The sequence below is a fragment of the Methanocaldococcus sp. genome (genome assembly GCF_024490875.1).
In the GTDB taxonomy this organism is placed as follows: Archaea; AGJL01; Methanococci; order Methanococcales; family Methanocaldococcaceae; genus Methanocaldococcus.
Genome location: NZ_JACCLX010000008.1, coordinates 61,993 through 85,065, shown reverse-complemented (window position 1 = coordinate 85,065; position 23,073 = coordinate 61,993). Strand labels below are relative to the sequence as shown.

The 23,073-nt window shown below is 30.0% G+C and carries 25 protein-coding genes; 16 read left to right on the top strand and 9 right to left on the bottom strand.

Annotated elements, in window-relative coordinates; all coding sequences use genetic code 11:
* Positions 1-19 precede the first annotated feature (19 nt).
* From HZY31_RS02170 to rpsJ, 9 genes are all read left to right on the top strand, one after another.
* Entirely contained in the window at positions 20-2,689 is a 2,670-nt protein-coding gene (locus HZY31_RS02170; protein ID WP_297317832.1) for a DNA-directed RNA polymerase subunit A', read from the top strand.
* Between the two features lie 55 nt (positions 2,690-2,744).
* A complete protein-coding gene (locus HZY31_RS02165) occupies positions 2,745-5,243 on the top strand; it encodes a DNA-directed RNA polymerase subunit A'' (RefSeq protein WP_297317831.1) in 2,499 nt (832 codons plus the stop codon).
* Between the two features lie 320 nt (positions 5,244-5,563).
* The gene (locus tag HZY31_RS02160; RefSeq protein WP_297317830.1) at positions 5,564-5,896 is read left to right on the top strand and encodes a 50S ribosomal protein L30e; all 333 of its coding nucleotides are present in this window, start codon (positions 5,564-5,566) and stop codon (positions 5,894-5,896) included.
* A complete protein-coding gene (locus HZY31_RS02155; RefSeq protein WP_297317829.1) occupies positions 5,896-6,453 on the top strand; it encodes a NusA-like transcription termination signal-binding factor in 558 nt (185 codons plus the stop codon). The genes HZY31_RS02160 and HZY31_RS02155 overlap by 1 nt, the downstream gene beginning before the upstream one ends.
* Before the next feature lie 27 nt (positions 6,454-6,480).
* Entirely contained in the window at positions 6,481-6,927 is a 447-nt protein-coding gene (locus HZY31_RS02150; protein ID WP_214399844.1) for a 30S ribosomal protein S12, read from the top strand.
* A gap of 45 nt (positions 6,928-6,972) precedes the next feature.
* Positions 6,973-7,548, top strand: coding sequence for a 30S ribosomal protein S7 (gene rpsG, locus HZY31_RS02145; protein ID WP_214399845.1), 576 nt, complete (start codon positions 6,973-6,975; stop codon positions 7,546-7,548).
* A 122-nt stretch (positions 7,549-7,670) separates the two neighbouring features.
* A complete protein-coding gene (locus tag HZY31_RS02140) occupies positions 7,671-9,851 on the top strand; it encodes an elongation factor EF-2 (RefSeq protein ID WP_297317828.1) in 2,181 nt (726 codons plus the stop codon).
* A 183-nt stretch (positions 9,852-10,034) separates the two neighbouring features.
* A complete protein-coding gene (gene tuf, locus HZY31_RS02135) occupies positions 10,035-11,321 on the top strand; it encodes a translation elongation factor EF-1 subunit alpha (protein ID WP_297317827.1) in 1,287 nt (428 codons plus the stop codon).
* Between the two features lie 72 nt (positions 11,322-11,393).
* Positions 11,394-11,699, top strand: coding sequence for a 30S ribosomal protein S10 (rpsJ, locus tag HZY31_RS02130; RefSeq protein ID WP_297317826.1), 306 nt, complete (start codon positions 11,394-11,396; stop codon positions 11,697-11,699).
* A 79-nt stretch (positions 11,700-11,778) separates the two neighbouring features.
* On the opposite strand, the gene engB is transcribed toward rpsJ, so the two are convergent.
* Positions 11,779-12,423, bottom strand: coding sequence for a GTP-binding protein EngB (engB, locus tag HZY31_RS02125; RefSeq protein WP_297317825.1), 645 nt, complete (start codon positions 12,421-12,423; stop codon positions 11,779-11,781).
* 53 nt (positions 12,424-12,476) lie between these two features.
* A complete protein-coding gene (locus HZY31_RS02120) occupies positions 12,477-12,770 on the bottom strand; it encodes a DUF211 domain-containing protein (RefSeq protein WP_297317824.1) in 294 nt (97 codons plus the stop codon).
* A 215-nt stretch (positions 12,771-12,985) separates the two neighbouring features.
* On the opposite strand from HZY31_RS02120, the gene fhcD reads away from it, so the two are divergent.
* The 6 genes from fhcD to speB all read left to right on the top strand — a co-directional run bounded on the left by fhcD (position 12,986) and on the right by speB (position 17,714).
* Complete coding sequence (gene fhcD / locus HZY31_RS02115) at positions 12,986-13,891, top strand: formylmethanofuran--tetrahydromethanopterin N-formyltransferase (protein WP_297317823.1); 906 nt, start codon at positions 12,986-12,988, stop codon at positions 13,889-13,891.
* A gap of 134 nt (positions 13,892-14,025) precedes the next feature.
* Positions 14,026-14,700 carry a hypothetical protein gene (locus tag HZY31_RS02110; protein WP_297317822.1) on the top strand — a complete coding sequence of 225 codons (675 nt, stop codon included), beginning with the start codon at positions 14,026-14,028 and terminating at the stop codon, positions 14,698-14,700.
* A 260-nt stretch (positions 14,701-14,960) separates the two neighbouring features.
* Entirely contained in the window at positions 14,961-15,458 is a 498-nt protein-coding gene (locus HZY31_RS02105; RefSeq protein ID WP_297317821.1) for a pyruvoyl-dependent arginine decarboxylase, read from the top strand.
* Positions 15,459-15,570: 112 nt separating this feature from the next.
* A complete protein-coding gene (gene speD / locus HZY31_RS02100) occupies positions 15,571-15,942 on the top strand; it encodes an adenosylmethionine decarboxylase (RefSeq protein ID WP_297317820.1) in 372 nt (123 codons plus the stop codon).
* Positions 15,939-16,820 (top strand): spermidine synthase, encoded by an 882-nt coding sequence (gene speE, locus HZY31_RS02095; protein WP_297317819.1) that lies wholly within the window; start codon positions 15,939-15,941, stop codon positions 16,818-16,820. Before speD ends, speE begins: the two co-directional genes overlap by 4 nt.
* A gap of 39 nt (positions 16,821-16,859) precedes the next feature.
* Entirely contained in the window at positions 16,860-17,714 is an 855-nt protein-coding gene (gene speB / locus HZY31_RS02090) for an agmatinase (protein ID WP_297317818.1), read from the top strand.
* Here the strand turns inward: speB and HZY31_RS02085 are convergent.
* From HZY31_RS02085 to comD, 5 genes are all read right to left on the bottom strand, one after another.
* The gene (locus HZY31_RS02085) at positions 17,709-18,317 is read right to left on the bottom strand and encodes a hypothetical protein (RefSeq protein ID WP_297317817.1); all 609 of its coding nucleotides are present in this window, start codon (positions 18,315-18,317) and stop codon (positions 17,709-17,711) included. The two genes, speB and HZY31_RS02085, sit on opposite strands and share 6 nt — an antisense overlap.
* Positions 18,314-18,871, bottom strand: coding sequence for a S24/S26 family peptidase (locus HZY31_RS02080; protein ID WP_297317816.1), 558 nt, complete (start codon positions 18,869-18,871; stop codon positions 18,314-18,316). Before HZY31_RS02080 ends, HZY31_RS02085 begins: the two co-directional genes overlap by 4 nt.
* Positions 18,872-18,987: 116 nt before the next feature.
* Entirely contained in the window at positions 18,988-19,929 is a 942-nt protein-coding gene (twy1, locus tag HZY31_RS02075) for a 4-demethylwyosine synthase TYW1 (RefSeq protein ID WP_297317815.1), read from the bottom strand.
* 4 nt (positions 19,930-19,933) lie between these two features.
* Positions 19,934-20,497 (bottom strand): sulfopyruvate decarboxylase subunit beta, encoded by a 564-nt coding sequence (gene comE, locus HZY31_RS02070; RefSeq protein WP_297317814.1) that lies wholly within the window; start codon positions 20,495-20,497, stop codon positions 19,934-19,936.
* 16 nt (positions 20,498-20,513) lie between these two features.
* Complete coding sequence (gene comD, locus HZY31_RS02065) at positions 20,514-21,020, bottom strand: sulfopyruvate decarboxylase subunit alpha (RefSeq protein WP_297317813.1); 507 nt, start codon at positions 21,018-21,020, stop codon at positions 20,514-20,516.
* Positions 21,021-21,186: 166 nt separating this feature from the next.
* Between comD and comA the strand changes: the two genes are divergently transcribed.
* Complete coding sequence (gene comA, locus HZY31_RS02060) at positions 21,187-21,942, top strand: phosphosulfolactate synthase (RefSeq protein WP_297317812.1); 756 nt, start codon at positions 21,187-21,189, stop codon at positions 21,940-21,942.
* Here the strand turns inward: comA and radB are convergent.
* Together radB and frhD are read right to left on the bottom strand one after the other, a co-directional pair.
* The gene (gene radB / locus HZY31_RS02055; protein WP_297317811.1) at positions 21,901-22,581 is read right to left on the bottom strand and encodes a DNA repair and recombination protein RadB; all 681 of its coding nucleotides are present in this window, start codon (positions 22,579-22,581) and stop codon (positions 21,901-21,903) included. The genes comA and radB overlap by 42 nt on opposite strands.
* A gap of 12 nt (positions 22,582-22,593) precedes the next feature.
* On the bottom strand, positions 22,594-23,073 hold the full coding sequence (gene frhD, locus HZY31_RS02050; RefSeq protein WP_297317810.1) for a coenzyme F420-reducing hydrogenase, FrhD protein: 480 nt from the start codon (positions 23,071-23,073) through the stop codon (positions 22,594-22,596).

Here is a 23,073-nt window from a genome sequence, read left to right as displayed (position 1 = left end):
ATTTATATCGGTGATTATCATGGAAAAATATGAAATTCCAAAAGAACTTGGAGAAATAATGTTTGGATTGTTGTCCCCAGATTACATTAGACAAATGTCAGTTGCTAAAATAATAACCCCAGATACATACGATGAAGATGGTTATCCAATTGAAGGAGGATTAATGGATCCAAGATTAGGAGTTATCGATCCCGGTTTAGTTTGTAAAACTTGTGGAGGAAGAATTGGAGAATGTCCTGGACATTTTGGGCATATAGAGTTAGCAAAACCCGTTATCCATATAGGATTTGCTAAAACCATATATAATATATTAAAGGCTGTATGTCCTCACTGTGGTAAAGTAGTAATTCCAGAAAATAAAAGAAAAGAAATATTAGAAAAAATGGAAAAATTGAAAAGAGATGGTGGAAATAAGTGGGAAGTTTGTGATGAAGTTTATAAGGAGGCTTCAAAGGTTACAATTTGTCCATACTGTGGAGAAGTTAAATATGACATAAAATATGAAAAGCCAACTACATACTATAAAATTGAAGATAAAGAAGAGAAAGTTTTAACTCCATCAGATGTTAGAGAAATCTTGGAAAAAATTCCAGATGAAGATTGTATATTATTAGGATTAAACCCAGAAACTACAAGGCCTGAATGGATGGTTTTAACTGTTCTCCCAGTACCACCTGTAACTGTTAGACCATCAATAACATTAGAAACTGGGGAGAGAAGTGAAGATGACTTAACACACAAATTAGTTGATATAATTAGAATTAACAACAGATTAGAAGAAAACATTGAAGGAGGGGCTCCTAATTTAATTATTGAGGATTTATGGAATCTCTTACAGTATCATGTTAATACATACTTCGATAATGAAGCCCCAGGAATCCCTCCTGCTAAGCATAGAAGTGGAAGACCATTGAAAACATTAGCTCAGAGATTAAAAGGTAAAGAAGGAAGATTTAGATATAACTTAGCAGGTAAAAGAGTTAATTTTTCAGCGAGAACTGTAATTTCTCCAGATCCATGTTTAAGTATCAACGAAGTTGGTGTTCCAGAAGTTATTGCTAAGGAATTAACTGTTCCAGAGAAAGTAACTAAATTTAATATAGAAAGAATTAAAAAGTTGTTGAAAAATGGTTCTAATAAGCATCCAGGAGTTAATTATGTAATTAGGAAAATGATAGGCAAAGATGGAAAAGAACATGAGTACAGGGTAAAAATAACTGAAAATAATAAAGATTTCTGGGTAGAGAATATAAGAGAAGGAGATGTAGTTGAAAGGCACTTAATGGATGGGGATATTGTATTATACAACAGACAGCCATCATTACACAGAATGTCTATAATGGGACATAAAGTTAGAGTCCTTCCATATAGAACATTCAGACATAATTTATGTGTCTGTCCTCCATATAACGCTGACTTTGATGGAGATGAAATGAATTTACATGTTCCTCAGTCTGAGGAAAGTAGAGCTGAAGCAGAGAGTTTAATGCTTGTAGAAAAACACATTCTATCTCCAAGATTTGGAGGACCAATAATTGGAGCAATACATGATTTTATCTCAGGAGCTTATATTTTAACTTCAAATTACTTTACGAAAGATGAGGCTACTTTAATATTAAGAAGTGGGGGAATAAAGGAGGAGTTATGGGAGCCAGATAAAATAGAAAATGGGGTTCCACTATATTCTGGTAAAAAGATATTTAGTAAAGCACTACCAAAGGGTTTGAATTTAAGATACAAAGCAAAAATATGTAGAAAATGTGATGTTTGTAAAAAAGAAAACTGTGAATATGACGCATATGTTGTTATAAAAGATGGTGAGTTAGTTAAAGGAGTTATCGACAAAAACGGTTACGGAGCAGAGGCTGGGTTGATATTACATACAATAGTTAAAGAATTTGGCCCAGAGGTTGGAAGAAAGTTTCTTGACTCTACAACAAAGATGGCTATAAGGGCAATAATGTTAAGAGGATTTACTACAGGTATTGACGATGAAGATCTACCAGAAGAGGCTTTAAAAGAAATTGAAAAAGTATTAGATGAAGCAGAGAAAAAAGTTAAAGAAATTATTGAAAAATATGAAAGAGGAGAACTTGAACTACTGCCAGGATTGGACTTAGAAGAATCAAGAGAGGCATATATAAACAATGTATTGAGAGAAGCAAGAGATAAAGCTGGTCAAATAGCTGAGAAATATTTAGGGATGGACAATCACGCAGTTATTATGGCTGTTACAGGGGCAAGAGGTAATATATTAAACATAACACAGATGGCGGCATGTTTGGGACAGCAGTCTGTTAGAGGAAGAAGAATATTTAGAGGATATAGAGGAAGAGTTCTACCTCACTTTGAAAAAGGTAGTTTAGACGCAAGATCTCACGGATTCGTTAGAAGTAGTTATAAAAAAGGTTTAAGTCCAACAGAATTCTTCTTCCACGCTATGGGAGGTAGAGAAGGTTTAGTCGATCAGGCAGTTAGAACTGCTCAATCTGGTTATATGCAGAGAAGATTAATTAATGCTTTACAAGATTTAAAAACTGAATTTGATGGTGTTGTTAGAGATTCAAGAGGAATAATAATTCAATTTAAGTATGGAGAAGATGGAGTAGATCCAATGCTCGCTGATAGAGGAAAGTCAGTAAATATTGACAGAATTATAGACAAAATTAAAATGAAATACAATAAATAATTATTTCCTTGCTATGCTTCATTATAATTAATTTTACTTTGATTAGGTGATACAAATGGACATGGAAGTTTTAAAACAAAAAATTGAAAGTTTAGACTTACCAAAGTCAGTAAAAGATGAGTTATTTGAAAAGTTATCTAAGGAAGATTTAGACGATCAAATTATAGAGGAAATCATTGAGGAAGTCGTTAAAGAATATAAAAAGGCTTTGATAGAACCTTATGAAGCTGTTGGAATTGTTGCCGCTCAATCTATTGGTGAGCCAGGAACTCAGATGTCTTTGCCATATGAAGAGAAGATTATAATAAAAGATGGGGAATTTATAAAGGCCGTTGAAATTGGTAAATTAGTAGATAAAATGATTGAAAAATTTGGATTTGAGAAAGTTGGAAATAGTGAGGTTTGCGATTTACCAATTGAGATTTATGCTTTAAGTTTAGATCAAGATGAAAAAGTGCATTGGAAGAGAATTATAAGCTGTATTAGACATAAAAATAATGGAAAATTAATTAAAATAAAAACAAGATCTGGAAGAGAGATTACAGCAACTCCTTACCATTCATTTGTTGTAAGAAGAGATAATAAAATAGTCCCAATTAAAGGATCTGACTTAAAGATTGGAGATAGAATTCCAGTAGTTAAATATATCCCCGCTAACTGTATTGAAACAATATGTGTTTCTGAATACATTTTAAATAATAATAGTTTAGACATTCCAAAAGAATTACCATTAACTTACGACTTTGGATACTTTATAGGAACTTATTTAGCAAAAGGTTCAGTATATGATGGATTTATTAAAATATCTTCCATTAACGAGAAAATTTTAGAAAATATAAAAATATTCTTAGATAAATTTAGTTTAAAGTATGAAATAAACGATAAAGATATTAAAATATATTCACAAGCATTAATAAAGTTATTATTAAACTTTGGATATAACTACAAAAAAATTCCTGACTTTGTATTTGGAGCAAATAAAGAATTTGTTAAAGGATTACTTAGAGGATACTTTGATGTAAATAGTATCATCGATAATAAGGAATTAAAGATATTCTCAAATTCAAAAGAATTGTTGGATGGATTAGCAGTATTGTTATCAAGATTTGGAGTATTTACAATAAAAAATAGAATAAAAGAAAATTATGCATTAACAGTTCCATGTGAATATTTAAAAATATTTGTTGATAAGATAGGAACAATTCAAAAAAGTGCAAAATTAAAAGATATAATAACTAAAACTAAAAAATACAAATCAATAGACATTATTCCATCATTCGGAAATGCTTTAAGTAAATTAGGAGAAAAAGTAGAATTTCCAAAAATAATATTAAGAAGATATGAAAAGAGGCAAGAAATTGAAAGAAACACTTTACAAAGATACTTAAATAGAATGAAGAAATTAGGATTAAAGAATGGATTGGATATTTCAACGTTAAAGGAGTATTGGTTATTGAAGAAATCTGTTGATAGTGATGTAATTTGGGATGAGATAGTTAAAATTGAAGAAGTAGATTATGATAAAGAATATGTTTATGACATAAGCGTTGAGGGATTAGAAACATTTACGACATTTGATTGTATAATAACTCACAACACTATGAGAACATTCCACTACGCAGGGGTTGCAGAACTTAACGTTACATTAGGTTTGCCAAGAATGATTGAAATTGTAGATGCGAGAAAAGAGCCTTCAACTCCAATAATGACAATCTATCTAAAAGAGGAGTATAAGAATAATAGAGAAAAAGCGGAAGAGATCGCAAAAGAGATTGAAAGTATAACCTTAGAAGGAATTGCCGATAGTATAAGTATAGATTTATGGACTCAATCTATAAAAGTTGAATTAGACGAAAATAAATTAGCAGAGAGAAATTTAACTTTAGATGATGTTATTGAGGCAATTAGGAAAAAATTAAAAGTAAAGATTGATGTTGAAGGATCTACATTATATTTAAAGGTAAAAACTCCTTCAATAAAATCTCTTAGAAAGAGATTACCAAAAGTTAAAAATATTCAATTAAAAGGAATCCCAGGAATTGAAAGAGTTTTAGTTAAAAAAGAAGGGGATGAATATGTTTTATATACACAGGGTTCAAATTTAAGAGAAGTATTTAAGATTGAAGGAGTAGATACGAGTAGAACTATTACTAATAATATAATTGAAATCCAAGAAGTGTTAGGTATTGAAGCAGCAAGAAATGCGATAATTAACGAAATGAAAAATACATTAGAACAACAAGGGTTAGAAGTTGATATAAGACATTTAATGATAGTGGCTGACATTATGACTGCTGATGGTGTTGTTAAACCAATAGGTAGGCATGGAGTTGCTGGAGAAAAAGGTTCTGTTCTTGCAAGGGCGGCATTCGAGGAGACAGTCAAACATCTATATTCTGCCGCAGAGAAGGGAGAAGTTGATAAATTAAAAGGAGTTATTGAAAATGTTATAGTAGGAAAACCAATATATATTGGAACTGGATGTGTAGAATTAGAGATTGATAGAGATTATGAAGAGGGTAAGTATAAAAATAATGAAAGTAATGAGGAGTAAAGTATTTATATTAAAAATTTATTTTTATATATATCTCTATTTTTATTAAGTCTTTAAATAAAATTTGGGGATGATGATACATCGATGTGCTGAATAAATGATGAGCACGCCCTTCTCTGACCTTTTATATAGTTTAACTCTTCAATTTGCTATTATTTACTATTCCAAAAAGTATATAAATATAGAGAAACTATTATTCGAAAACTAACATTATAAGACAATAACAGTAATAATGTTATAACCGGTAGGGATTAGGGCTTTCGCATAGCAATGTCTATTTTAAATTGCGGAAGTCCTAAGAAATCCCTCCGGAGTAAAAAATGAGAAGGAGGGAAAATATGGATGTAAATAGAGCAATTAGACTTGCAGTAGATACTGGTAAAGTAATTTTAGGTTCAAGAAGAACAATAAAATTTATTAAACACGGTGAAGGTAAGTTAGTTGTTATAGCTGGAAACATTCCTAAGGATTTAGAGGAAGATGTAAAATATTATGCTAAATTATCAAACATTCCTGTCTATCAACATAAAATAACATCATTAGAATTGGGGGCTGTATGTGGAAAACCTTTCCCAGTTGCTGCTCTTTTAGTTCTTGATGAAGGATTATCAAACATTATGGAGCTTGTAGAGAAAAAAGAAGGTGGTGAATAATGGCTAAGGTTAGATTAACTACAGAAGAAATTATGAAGATTGGATTTTTTGAAAAAATTGCTAATGTTCCAATACTTGATTGTATATTAAATGATGAAAGAGTAGCATTCATTGTAAAAGAAGGAGATATAGGAGCAGCAATTGGGAAAGGAGGAGAGAACGTTAAAGTTGCAGAAGAAAAATTTGGAAAGAAAGTTGATATAATTGAATACTCAGAAGATTGGAGAAAATTCATAAGAAATATTTTTGCTCCTATACCTTTAGAGGACGTTTGGATTAAAAGAGTAGGAAAAGATGTAGTAGCATTTATTAAAATAAATCCAAAAGTTAGAAGAGCAGTTTTTGGAGAAAAAGGTAAAAACTTAGAGAGAGCTTTAAATATTTTAAAAAGACATACTAAAATTACACAAATAAAAGTTATCGTTGAAAATCAGAAAATTAATAAAAAATTTAAAAGAAATTTTAATAAAAAAAGATTTCCTCAGTCACAGAAAAGTCTAAAAAAATCTAATGAACAATCATCAAATAAAAATATATCTAAAACTAATACTGAATAAATTTAAAAATATTAAAAGGTGACGATTATGAGTGGAAGTAAATCACCAAGAGGAGAATTTGCTGGAAGAAAGTTAAGATTAAAAAGAAAGTGGTGCAGATGGCACGATTACAATTATGTTAGAAGAGTTTTAAGGTTAAAAGAGAAGTATGATCCATTAGAAGGAGCACCAATGGCAAAAGGTATTGTTATTGAAAAGGTAGGATTAGAGGCAAAGCAGCCAAACTCCGGTATCAGAAAATGTGTAAGAGTCCAATTAATTAAAAATGGAAGAGTAGTTACTGCATTCTGTCCAGGAAATCATGCAATAAACTTCATTGATGAGCACGATGAGGTTATTATTGAAGGTATTGGTGGTCCTAAGGGGCCAAGAGCTAAAGGGGATATCCCAGGAGTTAAGTATAAAGTTATAATGGTTGGTAGAAACTCATTGAGAGAGTTAGTAAGAGGTAGACAAGAGAAAATTAAAAGATAAATTCTATAAAATCAAAGACTTTATTATTTTAAATGAGGTGATAACTTGGAACTCGATGAAATTAAGATATTTGGAAAGTGGAGTACTAAAGATGTTGTAGTTAGAGACCCTGGTTTAAGAAACTATATAAATTTAACACCAATCTATGTTCCACATACTGCTGGAAGATACACAAAAAGACAGTTTGAAAAAGCAAAGATGAATATTGTTGAAAGATTGGTAAATAAAGTTATGAGAAGAGAAGAAAACACTGGTAAAAAATTAAAAGCCTTAAAAATTGTTGAGGAAGCATTTGAAATTATTGAAAAAAGAACTAAACAAAATCCAATTCAAGTTTTAGTTGATGCCATAGAAAATGCTGGTCCAAGAGAAGATACTACAAGAATTTCCTATGGAGGTATTGTATATTTACAGTCAGTTGATTGTTCCTCATTAAGAAGAATTGATGTTGCTTTAAGAAACATTGCATTAGGGGCATATATGGCTGCTCATAAAAGTAAAAAACCTATTGAAGAAGCTTTAGCTGAAGAAATTATTGCAGCAGCAAGAGGAGATATTCAGAAAAGTTATGCAGTTAGAAAGAAAGAAGAAACAGAGAGAGTTGCTCAATCTGCAAGATAAATCCTTTAATAAATTTATTTATAACTTCTTTGTCACTAATAACCTTTTTATACTATTTTTATAATCTAACTAATAGATAATCTCAACAAATAATAAACTACTAAAAATAAAGGTGAAAAGTTATGGGAAAAAGAGCAAAAATGATTGCTAAAATTAAGGAATTGATGGAAAAGTATGATAGAATTAGAAACATTGGAATCTGTGCTCACATTGACCACGGTAAAACTACATTGTCAGATAACTTATTGGCTGGAGCAGGAATGATTTCAAAAGAATTGGCTGGGGAACAGTTGGCATTAGACTTTGATGAAGAAGAGGCTCAAAGAGGAATTACAATATTCGCAGCAAACGTTTCAATGGTTCACACTTATGAAGGAAAAGAGTATTTAATTAACTTAATTGATACTCCTGGACACGTTGATTTCGGTGGAGACGTTACAAGGGCTATGAGAGCAATTGATGGAGCAATTGTCGTAGTTTGTGCAGTAGAAGGAGTTATGCCACAAACAGAGACAGTATTAAGACAGGCATTAAGAGAGAGAGTTAAGCCAGTTTTATTCATAAACAAGGTAGATAGATTAATTAATGAGTTAAAATTAACACCTGAAGAATTACAAAACAGATTTATTAAGATTATCAATGACATTAACAACCTAATTAAGAAGATGGCTCCTGAGGAATTCAAGGATAAGTGGTTAGTAAGAGTTGAAGACGGTAGTGTTGCTTTTGGTTCAGCATATCACAACTGGGCAATTTCTGTACCATTTATGAAAAAGAGTGGAATAACATTTAAAGACATAATTAAATATTGTGAAGAAGACAGACAGAAAGAATTGGCTGAAAAAGCTCCATTACATGAAGTTGTTTTAGATATGGTTATTAAACACTTACCAAGCCCACCAGAGGCTCAGAAGTATAGAATTCCACACCTATGGAAAGGAGACTTAAATTCAGATGTTGGTAAGGCAATGCTTAACTGTGATCCAAATGGTCCATTAGCAGGGGTAATTACCAAAATTATCGTAGATAAACACGCAGGGGCTGTTTCTGTTTGTAGATTATTCAGTGGTAGAGTCAGACAGGGAGACGAAGTATATATGGTAAATAGCCAGCAAAAAGCAAAGATTCAGCAAGTTTCTGTCTTCATGGGTCCAGAGAGAATTCCAGTTGAAAGTATATCAGCAGGAAACATCTGTGCATTAGTTGGTTTAAAGGAGGCATCAGCAGGAGAAACAATCTGTTCTCCAGATAAAATTATAGAGCCATTTGAAGCAATAACCCACATAAGTGAGCCAGTTATTACAGTAGCTATTGAAGCAAAGAACACAAAAGATTTACCAAAATTAATTGAAGTTTTAAGACAAGTAGCAAGGGAAGACCCAACTGTCAGAGTTGAAATTAATGAAGAAACAGGAGAACACTTATTAAGTGGAATGGGAGAGTTACACATTGAAATTATAACAAAGCTTAAAATTGAGAGAGATGCAGGAATTCCTGTTGAAGTTGGACAACCAATAGTAGTTTATAGAGAAACAGTAACAGGAAAATCACCAATAGTTGAGAGTAAATCTCCAAACAAGCATAACAAACTATACTTCGTAGTTGAGCCATTAGAGGAGGGAGTATTACAAGCATATAAAGAAGGTAAAATACCAGATGTAGATACCAAGAGAAAGTTAGATGATAAAATTGTTCAAGAGTTAATCAAGGCTGGAATGGATCCAGAAGAGGCTAAAAGAGTAATGTGCATCTATGAAGGTAATGTCTTAGTAAATATGACAAGAGGTATTGTTCATTTAGATGAAGTTAAGGAATTAATTATTCAAGGATTCAAAGAGGCTATGAGAAATGGACCATTAGCTGGTGAAAAATGTCAAGGAGTTAAAGTTAAGTTAATAGATGCAGTATTACACGAGGATGCAATTCACAGAGGTCCAGCACAAATTATTCCAGCGGCAAGATTTGGTATCAGAGATGCAATGATGCAAGCAAATCCAGTATTGTTAGAGCCAATGCAATATGTATATATTAATACCCCACAGGACTATATGGGAGCTGCAATGAGAGAAATTAGCAATAGAAGAGGACAGATATTAGATATGGAACAGGAAGGAGATATGACAATAATTAAAGCTAAGTGTCCAGTTGCAGAGATGTTTGGATTTGCAGGGGCTATTAGAGGAGCTACCCAAGGAAGATGTCTATGGAGTATAGAGTTTGCAGGATATGAGAGAGTTCCAAGAGAAATGCAAGAGCAATTAATTAGACAGATTAGAGAAAGAAAAGGTCTTAAAACAGAGTAATTTTTAATATTTCTTTAAATAATATTTTTAAGATTTTATTATAACTAAACCAAAAGATATATATACCCCTTAACTAATATTTATATCACCACAAACCACAAATTGTGTATTCTTATTCCAACTTTGTTAAGTTAAACTTAACACCATTTTGGCAAAAAATAAAAGAAAAATTGGTGATAAAATATGGCAAAGCAAAAACCAGTATTAAATGTAGCATTTATTGGACACGTTGATGCAGGTAAGTCAACAACTGTTGGAAGATTATTATACGACAGTGGAGCAATTGATCCACAGTTATTAGAAAAATTAAGAAGAGAAGCTCAAGAAAGAGGTAAGGCAGGATTCGAGTTTGCTTATGTTATGGACAACTTAAAAGAAGAAAGAGAAAGAGGAGTTACAATTGATGTAGCTCACAAAAAATTCGAAACTAAAAAATATGAAATTACAATCGTTGATTGTCCAGGTCACAGAGACTTCATTAAAAACATGATTACAGGAGCTTCACAAGCTGATGCAGCAGTTTTAGTCGTTGATGTTAACGATGCTAAAACTGGAATTCAACCACAAACAAGAGAACACATGTTTTTAGCAAGAACATTAGGTATAAAACAAATTGTAGTTGCAATTAACAAAATGGATACAGTTAATTACAGTCAAGAAGAATACGAAAAAATGAAAAAAATGTTATCAGAGCAATTATTAAGAGTATTAGGATATAATCCAGATCAAATTGACTTTATTCCAACAGCAGCCTTAAAAGGAGACAACATTGTTAAGAGATCAGAAAACATGCCATGGTATAAAGGGCCTACATTAGTTGAGGCATTAGATAAGTTCCAACCACCAGAAAAACCTGTCAACTTACCATTAAGAATTCCAATTCAAGATGTCTATTCAATTACAGGAGTAGGAACTGTTCCAGTTGGAAGAGTAGAAACTGGTATTTTAAGACCAGGAGATAAAGTTGTATTCGAACCAGCTGGTGTCCAAGGAGAAGTTAAGTCTATTGAAATGCACCACGAGCCAATTCAGCAAGCAGAGCCTGGAGATAACATTGGATTTAACGTTAGAGGAGTTAGTAAGAAAGACATCAAAAGAGGAGACGTTTGCGGACATCCAGACAATCCGCCAACAGTTGCAGAGGAATTCACAGCTCAAATCGTTGTCTTACAACACCCAACTGCAATTACTGTTGGTTACACACCTGTCTTCCACGCACACACAGCACAAGTTGCATGTACATTCGTTGAGTTATTGAAGAAATTAGACCCAAGAACTGGACAAGTTATTGAAGAAAATCCACAGTTCTTAAAGACAGGTGATGCAGCAGTTGTTAGAATTAAACCAACAAAACCAATGGTTATTGAAAATGTCAGAGAAATTCCACAGTTAGGAAGATTCGCTATTAGAGATATGGGAATGACAATCGCTGCTGGTATGGCAATTGATGTTAAACCTAAGAACAAATAAATTTTTTAAACCTTTTTAATTAACTTTTTTTATTTTTTTTGTATTTTAAATTATTATAAAAGGGGATAATGTATGCAAAGAGCAAGAATTAAGTTATCCAGCACAGATCATGTAATTTTAGATGAAATATGTAGGCAAATAAAAGAGATTGCAGAGAAAACTGGAGTTGATATTTCAGGACCAATTCCATTACCTACAAAAGTATTAAAAGTTGTTACAAGAAAGAGTCCAGATGGAGAAGGATCATCAACTTTTGACAGATGGACTTTAAGAATCCATAAAAGATTGATTGACATTGATGCAGATGAAAGAGCTTTAAGACACATTATGAAAATAAAAATTCCTGACAATGTTCAAATAGAGATACAATTTAGATAAAACGGTCTTTTTTAAAATAATATAGTACCATAAGTCATTTTGCGTTGCAATCTGAAAAGTGAGGATTGCAATGACTTCTCTATTTTTCATACAGTTTTTTATACAATCTTACTCTTTCATTAATTTTCTTTTTTATTTCATCAACACCTATTCCTTTTTTTAATATCGCTGGAACTATAAATTTCCACTGATGCCAAGGAGGTTGGCATTTTAAATACTCGCAAATACTATCTAAAATTTCATCCCACTTTTCTTTTTTTATTTTGTCCATTTTATTGGCCACAAGAATAGGACTTATTTTTAAATCTGTTATAAAATCAAACATCTCTAAATCAATTGGAATCTCCCCTCTTTTATCCCATCTTTCCACTATTTCAATGAATGGTTTTGTATCTATTATTTGAACTGCTGCAGCTATTTCATCAGCATGATTTTCTATGTAATGAACAATCTCATCTTTAATTTTTTCTTGAACTTTTTTTGGAATTCCAGCCATATGTCCAAAGCCAGGCATATCAACCAATATATAATCTCCCATATCATACTCATTAATTTTTAATGTTACTCCTGGCTTTTTTCCTACTTTAACATCTTTTCTACCAGTAATTAATCGAACAAAAGTCGATTTTCCTACATTACTTCTACCAATAACTATAACTTTTGGTTTTTTCTTTTTTTCATATTTTTCTTTTAAATTTTTGTATTTTTCAAAAAAATTATTCATATCTATCCCTTTTTATTTAAATATTAAAATAGTTATATTAAAAATAGAATATACTAATGTCTATCTTGTGGAGTTTTAACTTCTTCAATAATTTTTTTACCTGCAACAACTTCATCTATACTATGTATTGTCCCACCTAATCTTTCAATAATTTCTTGAATCTCATCGAAATCTAAATTATTTCCTTCAATTGTTACTTTAACATTTTCAGTTTCTTTATCTATTTCATAAACAGTAATATTTACACCATCTATATTAGGGAGAGATGTTAATTGTAAAGCCATCTCTGTTATTTTCGGTTCGTGTGGCTTTAATATATCTAATACTATTCTCCTAATCCCGTTCAAATATATCCCTCTAAAATATTATTTTTGATGTTTTCTAAATTAATTATAGTTACAATATAGGTTATTTAAAATTATTGATAAGTTATTAATATGCTCATATTTTTAAATACATAAATTATTAAAAAATAAATGATAAGGTATTAATAATCCCTAAGTTAAATTATTTATTGCTATTAATAAAAAATAGATTAACATATATATGTTGGAGGGATAGCATGGAAATAAATGGAGTATATATTGAAGATACTTTTGCAGAAGCATTTCCAATATGGGTATCAAGAGTTTTAATAACAGCATCTACTAAAAGATGGGCAAAAATTGCCGCTACAGAAGCTACTGGTTTTGGATGTTCAGTTATTATGTGTCCAGCAGAAGCTGGAATTGAAAAATATGTTCCTCCATCAAAAACTCCAGATGGAAGACCAGGCTTTATAATACAAATCTGCCATCCTAAAAAATCAGAATTAGAACATCAAATGTTAGAAAGATTAGGACAGTGTGTTTTAACATGCCCAACAACAGCTATTTTTGATGCTATGGGTGACATGGCAGAGGATAAATTAAAAGTAGGATTTAAATTAAAGTTTTTCGGAGATGGTTATGAGAAGAAGGATGAATTGTATGGTAGAAAAGTATATAGAATACCAATTATGGGAGGGGAATTTATAACAGAAGCAAAATTTGGAGTTAAAAAAGGTGTGGCTGGAGGAAACTTCTTTATAATGGCTGACACTAACGCTACTGCTTTAATAGCAGCTGAGGCAGCAGTAAATGCTATTTCGTCAGTAAAGGGAGTTATAACTCCATTCCCCGGAGGAATTGTTGCATCAGGAAGTAAAGTAGGAGCAAGTAATCCAAAATATAAATTTATGGTTGCTACAACAAATCATAAAATGTGTCCAACATTAAAAAATGTTGTAGAAGATTCAGAAATTCCTGAAGATGTAAATGGAGTTTATGAAATAGTAATTGATGGTATTGATGAAGAATCAGTAAAAGAGGCTATGAAACAAGGTATATTAGCAGCTACAAGAGTTTCAGGAGTTAAAAAAATTACTGCTGGAAACTATGGAGGTAAATTAGGAAAATACCAAATAAAATTACATGAATTATTTGAGTAACTATATTTTTCTTTTTTAATTATCTTTTTTGAATAAAAATAAATATTTTATAATAACAAAAATTTAAAAATATTTATAACTGTTTATACTTATATGAGATATTACTTTAAATAAAACCATAGGAGGTTTTTGGTTTGAGACCAAAATATACATTAAGAAAAGAAATGATTGGTGAATTTACATTAAACAAATCTTTTAATACATATAGAGGGAAGGTTTTAAAGGCTGATTTTAATGGGCCATTAGAAGGAATCGTAATGAAAAATAAAAAAGATCATATCTATTTTTATCCCCTTTTAGCTTTGCATATGATAAGACCATTAAACTGTGTTCCAATAAATGTTATTCCTAAAACCTCTCTCCCTACAAATCCGAAAAATGTACATATTAAGGAAGCATTATCAAGAATTGTTGGTAGAACTGTAAAAGTTTATTATGAATCTCCAAAAACATCTTATTTAGGAAGATTATTAGGATTTACAAGGGGAGTTTTTTCATGGACTTTGGTTTTAGAGATACATGGAGACGTAGTTTTATTATTTAATCCAGATTACATTGTTTATTATGAAACTAAATGGAATTTTTTAAAAAATAATCCACCATACAAACCACCAAAGTTAATGAATCTTACAAAAACAGCAAACTATTTAAAAAGATGCTTATTAGAGGAGGTTACTATTGAGCCAGAGTATCCAAGAATAAACATTGAAGATAAAGTTTATGTTTATCCTTATGGAGTTATTTCTAAGGATGATTATTTAGGAAAGACTGTTGAAAATATATTAAGAGAAAAAGAGTTTTTAGTTTAAATTTAAATATATTTTAGTAATTGAATATATATACACAAAAATATAACCTTAAAATTACTTTTTTTACAAATTTTTAAAATTTAATTAAAAATAAGGTATAATTTATCTTTTTTTTATATAAAATATTGAAAATTTTCAGTTTATTTTTATACCGAAGAGTTTATATATAAGTAATCCTTATTTACACTAAAAAATCTTATGTCAATTATATATAATCGTTTATAAATTGAGAAAAATTTTTATTCTTGGAGGTGCATTGAATGGTTGGCGAGATAAATCCATTAAATGCATATTTTAAACTTCCAAATACAGTTTCTTTAGTTGCAGGTAGTAGCGAAGGAAAAACACCTTTAAATGCTTTTGATGGAGCTTTATTAAATGCTGGAATAGGAAATGTAAATTTAATTAGAATAAGTAGTATAATGCCACCGAATGCTGAAATAGTTCCATTACCTAAACTACCTATGGGAGCGTTAGTTCCTACGGCCTATGGGTATATTATTAGTGATGTCCCAGGAGAAACTATTTCAGCGGCTGTTAGTGTAGCAATTCCAAAAGATAAAAATCTATGTGGCCTAATAATGGAATTTGAAGGGAAATGTTCAAAAAAAGAGGCAGAAAAAACTGTTAAAGAAATGGCAAAAATAGGTTTCGAAATGAGAGGTTGGGAATTAGAGAGAATTGAATCTATTGCAGTTGAACACACAGTTGAAAAATTAGGATGTGCTTTTGCAGCAGCGGCATTATGGTATAAATAAAATTTAAATATTGTATTTAAATTTAATTTACTAATTAATAGTTATTAAAGATAATTTATAATTTAAAGAATTATATTTATTAAGAATCTAATTATTATAGGAGGTGAAAACAATGTTAAAATTCTTAGGAAAGCATTTAATATTAGAATTGTGGGGTTGCAATCCAGAGGCATTAGATGACATTGAGGGAATAGAAAAGATGTTAATTGATAGCGTAGAGGCTTGTGGAGCTACATTAATATGCGTAAAAACACACAAATTTTCCCCTCAAGGAGCTACTGGTGTAGCAGTTTTAGCAGAAAGTCACATATCAATACACACATGGCCAGAATTAGGATATGCGGCTATGGATATATTTACATGTGGAGAGCACGTAGAGCCAGCAAAGGCTATACCAATAATTAAAGAATTCTTAAAACCAAAGCATATTGAAATCTTAGACTTAAAGAGAGGCATAAGACTAAATGAAGGTGATTTAAAGTGAATAATCATAATAATTTTAAATGTCATATATGGTTTACAGAGTATCACAACAACAATATAGCTCTTTCTATTAGAGTAAAGGACATTTTATATATGGATAAATCCGAGTTTCAAGAAATTGAAATAATTGATACCTATGATTTTGGAAAAGTATTAATTTTGGATAATACATTTCAAACTACTGAAAGAGATGAATTTATATATCACGAATTAATTTCCCATATCCCTCTTTTTACTCATCCTAACCCTAAAAATGTCTTAGTTATCGGAGGAGGAGATGGAGGAACAGTTAGGGAAGTTGTTAAGCATAAATCAGTGGAATCTGTTGATTTTGTAGAATTAGATAGAAAGGTTATTGAGGCGTGTAAGAAATATATGCCAAAACTAAGTTGTGAAATGGATAATGAGAAGGTTAATATTATTATAACTGATGGAATTAAATATGTTGCTGAAACAGACAAAAAATATGATGTTATTATTATAGATTGTCCAGATCCTGTAGGACCTGCTAAGGGTTTATTTGAAAAAGAGTTCTATAAAAATGTATTTAAATGTTTAAATGATGAAGGAATTATGGTTCAACAATCTGAAAGCCCATTGTATAACTTAGATTTAATACAAAACATATGTAGATATTTAAAGGAGGCAGGATTTAAGATAATTATGCCTTACACATATCCAATGCCTACATATCCAAGTGGATTTTGGAGCTTTACATTGGCGTCTAAAAAATACAATCCATTAGATGTCGATGAGGAAAAAATTAGAGAATGTTTAAAAGATATAGAGACAAAATATTATGATGAAGAAGTTCATAAAGGTATTTTTTTAGCAACACCTAAGTTTTTAAAAAATGCTATTAAAAAAGTTCTTGAATAAATTTTATTTTTATACTTTAAAATCTTTAAGGGTGGTTTAATGAAAGAGTATTTTATTGATTTATCTAAATTTATGATGGCAAATAGTTCCTTTGAAGAATCTGATGGAGTTATATTTTCAGTTCCATATGATGGGACTACATCATTTAAGCCGGGAACAAGAGAAGGGGGAAATGCTATAAGAATATCTTCATGGGGATTAGAAACTTACAGTCCGATTTTAGATAGAGATTTATCTGAATTAAAATACTGCGATTTAAAAGATTTAGATTTATATGGAAATCAGGAAGAGATATTCAATACAGTTTATTCTGTATCAAAAGAAATATTAAAGGAAGGTAAAAAAATAATTGTCTTTGGTGGAGAGCATTCTATAACATATCCAATAGTTAAGGCAGTAAAAGATGTTTATAAAGATATTATTGTCATTCAATTCGATGCCCATTGTGATTTAAGAGATGAGTATTTAGGAAATAAACTATCTCATGCATGTGTTATGAGAAGAATTTATGAATTAACTAAAAATATCTTCCAATTTGGAATTAGAAGTGGAGATAGAGAAGAATGGGAATTTGCAAAAAAGAATAACATATACTTAAAAATGGATTTAATGAATAAAGATGACTTAAAATATATAATTGAATTAAATAAATTAATATATTTGACCATTGATATTGATGTTTTAGACCCTGCCTATGCTCCGGGAACGGGAACTCCTGAGCCATGTGGATTTACAACAAAAGAACTTTTAAACTCTTTATATTTATTAAAAAAGGTTAAAGATAAAATAGTAGGATTTGACATAGTTGAAGTTTCTCCTATCTACGATCCAGCAAACATTACAGCAATAACTGCCGCAAAAATAGTTAGGGAATTGATGTTAATGATTTTATGATACTTCTCCTTTAAGCATTGCAATTATAAATCTTGTCTCTGCCTTATCCAATTCTTTTAAATTGTTACCTTCAATTATAAATGTATTATTTACTTTCATTATAGTCGCTTTATTTTGTGTCTTTAAGATTTTTATAACCATTGTCTTATTGTTTTTCATTAAATATTCACTTTCATTTATTTTTAATTTATCAATTGATTTTTTACCATTGGCAAATATTGCCTTTACAGTTACTGTAGAGTTGGTTCTATTTAACTCAATAACAATATTATGAGGGTAAAATTGATTAAACCACTCTAATTTTGTTATTAAATCTACTATTGTCACTCCACCCTCGTCCATATTTAAACTCATGTTTCCGCAGATATATATTAGTTTTTTATTATGATAATAATTATAAATTTCTTTATCAGTAGTATTTATTAATTTTACTTCTTTTGCTTCTTCAATTGTAGCTCTTAAAGGAACTTTTACCATCGTCGATGTATTTCCATTAACAGAGACATTAATGTATATATAATTTTTATAATCATTCATATTAATACACATGGACATTGAAGTTATTAATATAATTGAAGTAAGTATTAACAAAAATTTTTTCATTCTTTCCCTCCTCTAAGATATGAATACAAATAATATAGAACTATAAATAAAACTACTATATACCAATATTCTTTAAGCCATATTGATAGATAGCCAATATAAGGAATTACTAATGGATGGCCATCTATAACAACAACTCTCTGCTTTATTTGATTAACATTAACAAGTTCAGGATCATTTATTGGATTATTATCCCCCTTTATTATAAAGTAAGTTTTATTATCAAAATTTACTTTCTCAATTACTCTATGAATTACTGGCATAGTGGGGCTTTTTGGAATGTATAACTCAACTATATTATAGATATCATTATTTGTTTTTAATTTACCTAAGTATTTTACTGTTATTTTATTATTGGTAGTCTCGTTAAAAATATACAAGGTTTTTATAGGATTTAATCCTAATTTATAATCTAAGTTGTACAATAAAGATTGATAATAGGGCCAATGAGCTTTATATACTACAATATCCCCAACTTTAACATCTTTTGGATTAAATTCAAAACCTGCATTTTCTACAACTACCAAGTCACCTCTTTTCATAATAGGATACATACTGTTAGATACAACAACATTTACGTGGCTCCATATTAAAAACAATACAATTAAAAATACTATCCACTCAGCAACATCCTTCTTACTAAATTTTAAGTTAATAATTCCACCCCTCTTTATTCAAAAATTTTTGGATTGATCTTTCTATTTTCATTTTGTAAAAGGGTAACTCTACTATCTTCGTTATCATCAATTAACTTATATGAACTATTTTCCTCTAAAATCTTTGATAATTTCAAAATTTCTTCATGTTGTAACATATTCTCCTTACTTAATCTTTTTTGTGAATAACCAACATGCATATATGACTTTAATTCAATAAAATGGACATTTGCCCTCTCATAGAGATCAACAAATTTTAAAATGTCATCGTTATAACCTCTAACCAATGTAGTTCTAATACATGTTCTTTTTTTCTCTTTTAAAATGTCTAAGGTATTTAAAATACTCCCCCAATACTCTTCTTTTCCTCTACATATTCTTCTATAACTTTCTAAATCATAGGCATCTAATGAAATATATAGTTGAGTTGGCTCTATTTTTTCAATAACCTCAGTTAATATTCCATTTGAAACTACAAATGTTGTAAATCCTTTTTTGTGGAATATTTTTATTAACTCGTCTAAGTATGGATAGAGAGTTGGCTCCCCAGATAAAGATATTGCCACATGCTTTGGCTCTAATGCCTCTTTAAATTTCTTTTCTCCAACTCTATCAATAACTCCTCCATAACCCATAATTATTCTTCTATGCAACTCTAAGATTTTCTCATAAACTACCTCTGGCTCTTCCCATTTTGGCTCTTTAATTTTATTTATGTCAATATTTATATCTGTTGGTAAAACTCTCCAACAGAATATACAATTTTGCTGACACCAAATAACAGAGGGAGTGCATTGGATACATCTATGCGTCTCTATCCCATAAAATTGTGATTTATAACAGTTTTTATCTTCTAACATTTTTTTTCTAACCCAGCCACATAGTTTAACTCCAATATGGTTGTATATTTGATACCTCTGTTTTCTTAAAATTTTGTAAATCTCTTCTGGAATCATGTTCTCACTTTTTTAAAGCCTCCATAAATCTATATTTTAAAACAACAGGTGGAATTTCTATGTTAGGACATTTTTCATTGTATGGAGTTGCCTTAGCAATAATAACTCTACATTTATTTTCTTTTAATGCCTTTTTAAATTCTTTTTCAAACTCTTCTAAGGTGTATGTTGTTACTGCTTCTAAACCACAACCTTTTGCTACAATCTCTAAGTTAGTATTTTTACTTGTTTGAGTTTTTTGATTACCAGTAGAGCCATAAGATGAATTATCAACTATAACCAATATATAATTTTTTGGATTAGTATATCCTATTGTAGATAGAGAGCCGAGATTCATCAATATTGAGCCATCACCATCAATAACTATAACTTTGTCTTTGCAATTTAAAGCCAAACCTAAACCAATAGAAGAGGCTAATCCCATTGAACCAAGCATATAAAAGTTTCTTTCTCTATCTTTCACATAATACAACTCCTTAGAAGGAATTCCTATATTGCTAACTATTATTTCTTTCTCTCTAACATTTTCAACAATTTTTTTAATTATGTCTATCCTTCTTGGAAGCATATTTATCACATTTAAATTATTCTAAGTCATACTCCCAATATAGAGCGTCAAACAATAAAGCCACAGGATATGAAATTTTAAACATATATGATGAGGCATATTTTATTAGTTTATATGCTTCTTCTGGAGTCTTTGGTTTGTAAGTAGGGATTTCACAAACATCCAATAATTTTGTGATCCATCTTCCCATAGGTATTTGAGCGGGAATTTGTTCTTTTAAATCTCCTCTATGGCTTATTATCAATAAAGTAGGGATTTGAAAAGTTTTATATAATGAGGCAATAGCATTTATTGAATTCCCAATTCCAGAATTTTGCATTAATATTGCTGTTTTCTTTCCAGCCAAATAGGCTCCGGCACATATTCCAAAAGCCTCTTCTTCTCTCGTTGTTGGGATATATCTTATATTTTCATCTTCCTCAACTAATTTTATTAGATTTTTTAGGTTTGCACATGGAACAGAGCAAATAAAGTCAATATTTGACTCTTTTAATGCTTTGTATATTGCTAAACTACCTCTCATAATAATCTCCTCTCTACAATAAGTTTGTTCTATCTATCAATGCATAAAAAATATATAGTTAATCATCATAAAACTTTTTATGATTTTACAATAAATTTATATTATAAGAAAAATTGTTTATAAAAATTTCCTTAAAAGACATGGTTAAACATTATGAGGTGAAAATTTGAAAGCATTTGAATTTTTAAATAATAAATATAAGAGAGGTTTAACAGTTGTTTTAGATAAAGGATTACCCCCAAAGTATGTAGAAGATTACTTAAAAGTTTGTGGTGACTATATAGACTTTGTAAAACTTGGATGGGGAACTTCTGCTGTTATTGATAGAGATGTAATTATTGAAAAAATTAAATATTACAATGATTGGGACATTAAAGTTTATCCAGGAGGCACATTATTTGAGTATGCATATTTTAAAAATAAATTTGATGAATTTTTGAATGAATGTAACAATTTGGGCTTTAACGCTGTGGAAATATCTGACGGTTCCTTAGACATTAGTTTAGAAGAAAGAAAATTTGCTATAGAAAAATCTAAAGACTATGGATTTATAGTATTAACTGAAGTAGGAAAAAAATTACCTGAAAAAGATAAAAAATTAACAATAGAAGATAGAATTAAATTAATAAACTTTGATTTAGATAGTGGAGCAGATTATGTTATTATTGAAGGTAGAGAAAGCGGTAAATGTATTGGCTTATTTGATAAAGAAGGAAAAATTAAGGAGAAAGAATTAAATATATTAATAAAAAATGTAAATGTAAATAAAGTCATATTTGAGGCACCACATAAAAATCAACAGGTAGGCTTTATATTAAAATTAGGTAGTTCTGTAAATTTGGCAAATATTGCCTTTGATGAAGTTATAAGTTTAGAAACATTAAGAAGAGGACTTAGAGGAGATACCTTTGGAATAATGTAATTTATTAATTTCTATTCCTCTTTCAACAATTCTAAATTTAACCTTTTCCTCTCCAGCATGTCTATGTTTTTCTAATATTGCCAATCTTTCTTCGCTATTAATTTTCTCTAATCTAACTATGCATTTACTCCAATATTCCAATAAAGAACCCCCAGAAGCTTCAAAGCCATTGACTGTCTCTCTAACTTGATTTGTTATTAAAACTGCTAAGTTGTAGGTTTTAGCTATTTTTAATAAAGTTTTTACTTGATTACCAAGCATTTTATTGAGCATAATATTTTTGTTAGCCTCATTACCTAACTCTAATCTATACAAAGAAGTTATGTTATCAACTACAATTAAACTTGCATTTTTGGCTATTAGAGGAACTTCCTTCTGTATAATTTTATCTTGCTCATAAAAATCAAAGACATCGTATATTATCATATTCTCTAAAACTTTTTGGTAATCATTTGGAGATATTTGCTTTATTCTTTCTATTGACAAGCCACCCTCAGTGTCTATATATATAACTTTCCCAAATTTACTTGCATTTATTGAATTTATAATGCAAATATTTGTTTTACCAACTCCTGGGGGACCATAAATTTGAGTTATCGTTTGTTTTTCAGCATTTCCCAACAATATCTCTTTTAGCATTATAATCTCCCTTTACCTTTTACTTTGAAAATTTTTAATTTCCTCTAATACCATCTCTACTGCCTTATCTACGGCTTCAGAAACCTCCTTAGACAATCCTGGCTTTATATAAGGCATTGTAAATTCTTTTCCTTGACAACCTATAACTACAACTTCTACTCCTTTATTATGTAACTCTTTAAGAAAAGGAGATAATGGAACATTGTGAGCATCAAAAGAGTATTTTTTAAGATTTGGTAGTTCATCAATATCTATTTTTTTCAATGTTCCTGGTTTTAGACCAAAATCAATAGCATCAACTACAATTATTTTTTTTATGTTTTCATCTACCAAAGTCATTAAGTAGTATGCCCCACTTGCTCCAGTATCGATAACTTCAACATTCTCAGGAACAATATTCTCTAATTTTTTTACAACTTCACAACCAAATCCATCATCTCCAAACAACAAATTTCCACAGCCAACGACTAATATATCTTTCTTTTTTTTCAT

What these genes read in the sequence shown, in the direction of transcription:
- HZY31_RS02105 (WP_297317821.1), top strand. Translation starts at nt 14,961, where the DNA reads ATGGTTGGCGAGATAAATCCATTAAATGCATATTTTAAACTTCCAAAT.
- twy1 (WP_297317815.1), bottom strand. Translation starts at nt 19,929, where the DNA reads ATGATTCCAGAAGAGATTTACAAAATTTTAAGAAAACAGAGGTATCAA.
- HZY31_RS02160 (WP_297317830.1), top strand. Translation starts at nt 5,564, where the DNA reads ATGAGAAGGAGGGAAAATATGGATGTAAATAGAGCAATTAGACTTGCA.
- comE (WP_297317814.1), bottom strand. Translation starts at nt 20,497, where the DNA reads ATGCTTCCAAGAAGGATAGACATAATTAAAAAAATTGTTGAAAATGTT.
- comD (WP_297317813.1), bottom strand. Translation starts at nt 21,020, where the DNA reads ATGAGAGGTAGTTTAGCAATATACAAAGCATTAAAAGAGTCAAATATT.
- HZY31_RS02140 (WP_297317828.1), top strand. Translation starts at nt 7,671, where the DNA reads ATGGGAAAAAGAGCAAAAATGATTGCTAAAATTAAGGAATTGATGGAA.
- frhD (WP_297317810.1), bottom strand. Translation starts at nt 23,073, where the DNA reads ATGAAAAAAAAGAAAGATATATTAGTCGTTGGCTGTGGAAATTTGTTG.
- fhcD (WP_297317823.1), top strand. Translation starts at nt 12,986, where the DNA reads ATGGAAATAAATGGAGTATATATTGAAGATACTTTTGCAGAAGCATTT.
- HZY31_RS02085 (WP_297317817.1), bottom strand. Translation starts at nt 18,317, where the DNA reads ATGAAAAAATTTTTGTTAATACTTACTTCAATTATATTAATAACTTCA.
- speB (WP_297317818.1), top strand. Translation starts at nt 16,860, where the DNA reads ATGAAAGAGTATTTTATTGATTTATCTAAATTTATGATGGCAAATAGT.
- tuf (WP_297317827.1), top strand. Translation starts at nt 10,035, where the DNA reads ATGGCAAAGCAAAAACCAGTATTAAATGTAGCATTTATTGGACACGTT.
- radB (WP_297317811.1), bottom strand. Translation starts at nt 22,581, where the DNA reads ATGCTAAAAGAGATATTGTTGGGAAATGCTGAAAAACAAACGATAACT.
- HZY31_RS02080 (WP_297317816.1), bottom strand. Translation starts at nt 18,871, where the DNA reads ATGTATCCTATTATGAAAAGAGGTGACTTGGTAGTTGTAGAAAATGCA.
- engB (WP_297317825.1), bottom strand. Translation starts at nt 12,423, where the DNA reads ATGAATAATTTTTTTGAAAAATACAAAAATTTAAAAGAAAAATATGAA.
- HZY31_RS02170 (WP_297317832.1), top strand. Translation starts at nt 20, where the DNA reads ATGGAAAAATATGAAATTCCAAAAGAACTTGGAGAAATAATGTTTGGA.
- speD (WP_297317820.1), top strand. Translation starts at nt 15,571, where the DNA reads ATGTTAAAATTCTTAGGAAAGCATTTAATATTAGAATTGTGGGGTTGC.
- HZY31_RS02150 (WP_214399844.1), top strand. Translation starts at nt 6,481, where the DNA reads ATGAGTGGAAGTAAATCACCAAGAGGAGAATTTGCTGGAAGAAAGTTA.
- HZY31_RS02155 (WP_297317829.1), top strand. Translation starts at nt 5,896, where the DNA reads ATGGCTAAGGTTAGATTAACTACAGAAGAAATTATGAAGATTGGATTT.
- HZY31_RS02165 (WP_297317831.1), top strand. Translation starts at nt 2,745, where the DNA reads ATGGACATGGAAGTTTTAAAACAAAAAATTGAAAGTTTAGACTTACCA.
- rpsJ (WP_297317826.1), top strand. Translation starts at nt 11,394, where the DNA reads ATGCAAAGAGCAAGAATTAAGTTATCCAGCACAGATCATGTAATTTTA.